General features: G+C 37.5%; 5 protein-coding genes. All 5 read right to left on the reverse strand.

Translation table 11 applies throughout. From position 1 onward, the window contains the following. Positions 1-476, reverse strand: a 476-nt coding sequence (locus B7709_RS00060; RefSeq protein ID WP_463606915.1) for a hypothetical protein, incomplete at its 3' end; no start/stop codon positions are given. A gap of 175 nt (positions 477-651) precedes the next feature. Continuing rightward, the gene (locus tag B7709_RS00065; protein ID WP_084970728.1) at positions 652-1,374 is read right to left on the reverse strand and encodes a TipC family immunity protein; all 723 of its coding nucleotides are present in this window, start codon (positions 1,372-1,374) and stop codon (positions 652-654) included. Beyond that, on the reverse strand, positions 1,371-3,017 hold the full coding sequence (locus tag B7709_RS00070; RefSeq protein WP_158085828.1) for an RHS repeat-associated core domain-containing protein: 1,647 nt from the start codon (positions 3,015-3,017) through the stop codon (positions 1,371-1,373). Before B7709_RS00070 ends, B7709_RS00065 begins: the two co-directional genes overlap by 4 nt. Before the next feature lie 495 nt (positions 3,018-3,512). Further along, on the reverse strand, positions 3,513-4,007 hold the full coding sequence (locus B7709_RS00075; RefSeq protein ID WP_000037407.1) for a hypothetical protein: 495 nt from the start codon (positions 4,005-4,007) through the stop codon (positions 3,513-3,515). A 10-nt stretch (positions 4,008-4,017) separates the two neighbouring features. After that, positions 4,018-4,482 (reverse strand): ribonuclease domain-containing protein (locus B7709_RS00080; protein ID WP_204956357.1); only part of this gene is annotated, 465 nt, incomplete at its 5' end.

Below are 4,482 nucleotides of genomic sequence, written 5' to 3' on the forward strand. Positions count from 1 at the left end.
ACAGTCATGTTTTCCACTTGACCCAGAGTATCGTAGGTGTAGCTATGGACTAGGGTTTCGCCATCCTGCTTGATGGTTTCCTTGGCGATATAGCCACCATCGTCATACTCATAGCCATAGCTGGAGATGAACTTGTCCTGCTTGTCCATGTGACGGAGTTCGGTGAGGCGGTGAGCCTTGTCATAGGTCAAGAAGCTCTTGGTCCCATCTCCTCGATTAACTTCCGTCAAATCCCCTGCTGGATTGTAGCTATAGGTGGTTTTTTGTCCCTTGACATCTGTCACGGAAGTCAGACGATCCAGTTCATCGTAAGTGTAGGAGACTGTACTGCCATCTGGGTAAATCATCTTCGAGATATTACCATAGGCATCATACTCGTACTGGATCAGGCTACCATCTCCCTGACGAACACCCGTGATCTCGCCTTCTTCGTTGGTCGCGTACTGACTGGTTCCTGTCAGGTCACTCATAGACACCCGACGGCCATCCGCATCATAGGTATAGAGGACTTGACCCTCTTGCTTTTCTAGGTATGAACATAAAACTCTCGAAGAAATTCATCCCCGAGAGTTTTTTCTTGTTTCTATCACAACAGAAGATAGCTGTTCAAAATAGAGCAACTAAATGCTAAAAGCCTAAAAATTGATTAATCTATTCAGAAAAACTGAGTGGCACAATCTCTACATCCCCAAGATTGTCAACTGAGTAACGTTGACTACCATTTTTAAACCAGCGTTCTAGAACGACATCATAGAGCATGAAGTGGGATTTTTCTTTAATCCAAGCTTCATCAATCCCATAAGGCTTTAAATACTCTAGTACTTCGTTGGGATCTGTTAGCTGAAAACTTGGTAAACCTTTAGTCGAACTAAAACCATAGGAAATTTTCAAATATGATGCTAAATCAAGTTCTCCTCTAGTCTTTATTTCTATACGATAACCGGTCAATCCGTATGCTAATGATTGATCAGATTCTGAAACCTCAATAGTTTGTTTGAGTATTTTATCGCTATAATCATAGTCAATAAAAAGATATCTACCGTCAGGTAACGTCCGCCTATACTCAATTAGAAATGTTTCTTCAATACCTACATACACTAATATAGTTTCACCTTCAGATAAGCCTGATTCAAGACTCATACCAACTGTAATGTCCTTATCGCGATATGATTGGCCTCCGTCAACTGCTTTACTAAAATCAGCAAGTCCAGGTAAAATACCACTATGGGTTTCTGCATAGTTCATCTCTAGAAAGACATTACTTAAAGATTCATACACTTCTTTATAATAATTCTTTTGGTAGACACGATATAGACCAAACAAAGTTAGAAAAACTAATAAAATTATGAGTACGATTTTTAAAATTTTTTTCATCTACCTTTTTCCTTACTTAAATCTTGGATAAACTGATAAGCAACATTATTCTTCTCTTTTAACATCTCCATTGCTTGGGTGTCATCCTGATGATTGATTCCTGCCTCTTTATAAATTTGCTTTTTAACATACTCTATTCCACCCATATTCTTTAAAAATTCAGATTCCCTTGAATAGCTATTAGTAGAAAGTTGATCATAGTATTGATTAGTAGCTGCAACATAGGATATTCTCTGATTTTTCATGATAGATGTAATATTAACCGCATCAAGATCAGCCTTATAATCAGGTATATTCATACTTGGAGGATTACCGATTGTCACATCTCCTAGCCAACCAGATAGATCATTAGTATGTTGGTGACTATTCCCCCAATGTCCTTTTCTAAGCCCTTCAAAATTCGCAAGACGATTTTTATTATCGTATAAATTAGTTGCAGTAGTAATACTTTGATGGGCGAAATCTGTAACAGTCCCACCCTTAGTATTAGCTTTCCTATGTTGTGCGTTTATCCCAGCTTGTATTATCTTATATTCCTCTCCAAACAATCCGAAGCGGTTCATTTGTTCTTCTATGCTGTAATAGCCTTTAGCTCCACCTGTTGAACCTGGTCCAGCAGTTCCATTCCATTTAACAATATCCTTCAAGTATTCTAATACAGAACCGTTCCATTGTGCATTCTCATCGTTATAAATGATTCCACCCACTAAACGATTGTATACATAATCGGTATTTCTACCTTCTGTTTTCTCAATGTTTTTATATAATTTCCACAATAAATCTGAAGTTTGTTCATCAAAACCATATTGTTTTTTAAGATTTTGTTTAAACTCATGTGCTGAAACACTATAATCATCAACCGAGTTGACCTTATTTCCTGCCCTATCTGAAGCCTTAGTCGTTTTTGGATCACATATATGCTTCAATGTGTTCAGTAGAGCCGGATTCCAGTTACGAAGAAGGTTCTTGCCTTCTCGGATTGTAGGGGAGGCCTTAAATCCTATTGTCACAGCATAGGCAGTACGAATTGCTTGATAGCGTAGTTCTTGAATACGAGCTTGTGCTTGCTGGTATTTCGTTTGAGCATAATTGACTGCACTATTGTAGGCCGTTTGAACCTTATTCCACTGTCTGCCAACCCAATTCGATACACGGTTGTATTGGGTGCTGATCCAGTTAACACCTCTATCAATCTGTCTGCCAACCCAGTTAATGCCTCTATCAATCTGTCTGCCAACCCAATTAACGCCTCTACTAATCTGTCTGCCAACCCAATTAACGCCTCTACTAATTTGTCTGCCAGCCCAATTAAGACCTGACTTAACATAGTTCCAGCCTTTTTTGATACTGTTCCAGAAGTGCCCACTCGGGTCGGTATAGTTGATGGGGTTGTTCTGCACATAGCTGTAGCGGTTCTGGCTGAGAGGATCTGTGTCCTCACCTGGGTAGCTATCCTCGGTTAAGAAAGTACCTCCCTGACTATCATAATACCTTGCGCGTAAATAGTCAAGTCCAGTATCATCACGGGCTTCGCCGTTATAGGCAAAGGGATTTCCTGTCGTGTCTGTGCTTGTCTTTCTTGCCCCATAGAGATGATAGCGACTGGATGAGACGGCTTGTCCATCCTTGGTCAAACCTGTCACAGAGCCCAACTGGCATAGGTCACTTCTCCCTGATCCGGTAGGTTACCGAGTTCTGGTGGGTTGACAACGATTCCCTCCTTAGTCACTGTAAGCAACTGATCCTTTAAGTCATAGATGTAACATAAAACTCTCGAAGAAATCCTTCCTCGAGAGTCTTTGCATGTTTCTATCACAACAGAAGAGGTTAATTTAAACAATTAGTACGATTCTAGTTAAGATAATCATGTAATTTAATTTCTCTTTTTAAGTTTTTCAAAAACATTCTAAGCAAATTATTTCTGAGAACTTTTCAATTTATTAACTTAAATAAATAATTAAATTCCTATAGTCTCAGATACTAAATAACAATCACTTTTCCAACTTGAAAATAAGAGGAAATTTCTCAGAAATTACATCTATCCCAAAATTAATACCAATTACTTGATAATGGTGAAAAGTTTTGAAATATACTTGTTGTAATTTTTCTCTTAACCTAGTATTCTCATCTAACCTTTATCACTGTGCAATATCGGACCAAAAAGGAATTTGGGGTAAATTAGATAGATTTGTCTCTCTGCTTACTGTGATTCCATGAAAATAATCAGTTAGGCTTTTTGAATAATAAATGATATCTGAACCAACAATTGAAAATACAGGCGAAATTGGAGTATTACATGATGCAATATACCTATGACCAAAAATGGGCAATAATGTTGGGGAATTCATTAAACGACTTAGTATTTCTCCTTTTGTAAGTTCTAAATTACTTGGAGCTTCTCCCCAATTATCGCTCCAATCAACATATTCTATTTCTTCTGCTATATTTTCTTTTATTACTTGTATATAATTACTCAACACCTTAACATTCTGAGGTGAAAAATCACTCCAATCATACCAGTTTTCAGGAAGTTCCTCCATATTTCCATAAACTTTTTTAAATTCGTCAGGTAAATAAACGCTATAAATTTCTTCTATCTTTCTAAATGTTCTATTATTAAATTTCTTTGACATTATATTCCCCTTATTTTATTCTTATAAAAGTTTGATAGTGATCTTGAGTATACCATATGGATCCATCTTCACCTATAACAATTCTTTCCATTCCTCTTGGCACTCCTTTTTGATATGGATGAACATCGTACTCTTTATAAGTAATTCCATCGGGAAGGAGTTCTTCACCATTTAAAGGCTCATTTTTATAAACTTTTCCTCCTTTAAATCCATCTGGTGGATTACCCTTATTGTTTTTAATCTGTGAAATAGTATCTTCAACATATTGAGGAATTTTATTAACATCTTTGACATCATCTACTTTATCCGCCACACGAGCAGCGTCTGATGCCTTGTCCGCTGCCTTTGCAGCTTTCGAAGCATCTTTAGCTTTATCAGCTGCCTTTGTAGCTTTTGAAGCATCATTGACTGCGTCTACTGCATCGAGTGCTTTTTCAAGTTTCCTTAATTTGCCAGCCTTAGCTATAGGAAAGAA

This window comes from Streptococcus oralis subsp. dentisani (assembly GCF_002096335.1).
Lineage (GTDB): Bacteria > Bacillota > Bacilli > Lactobacillales > Streptococcaceae > Streptococcus > Streptococcus oralis_Z.

Excerpts from the sequence above, each read along its gene's own strand:
- B7709_RS00065 (WP_084970728.1), bottom strand. The coding sequence starts at position 1,374 with ATGAAAAAAATTTTAAAAATCGTACTCATAATTTTATTAGTTTTTCTA.
- B7709_RS00075 (WP_000037407.1), bottom strand. The coding sequence starts at position 4,007 with ATGTCAAAGAAATTTAATAATAGAACATTTAGAAAGATAGAAGAAATT.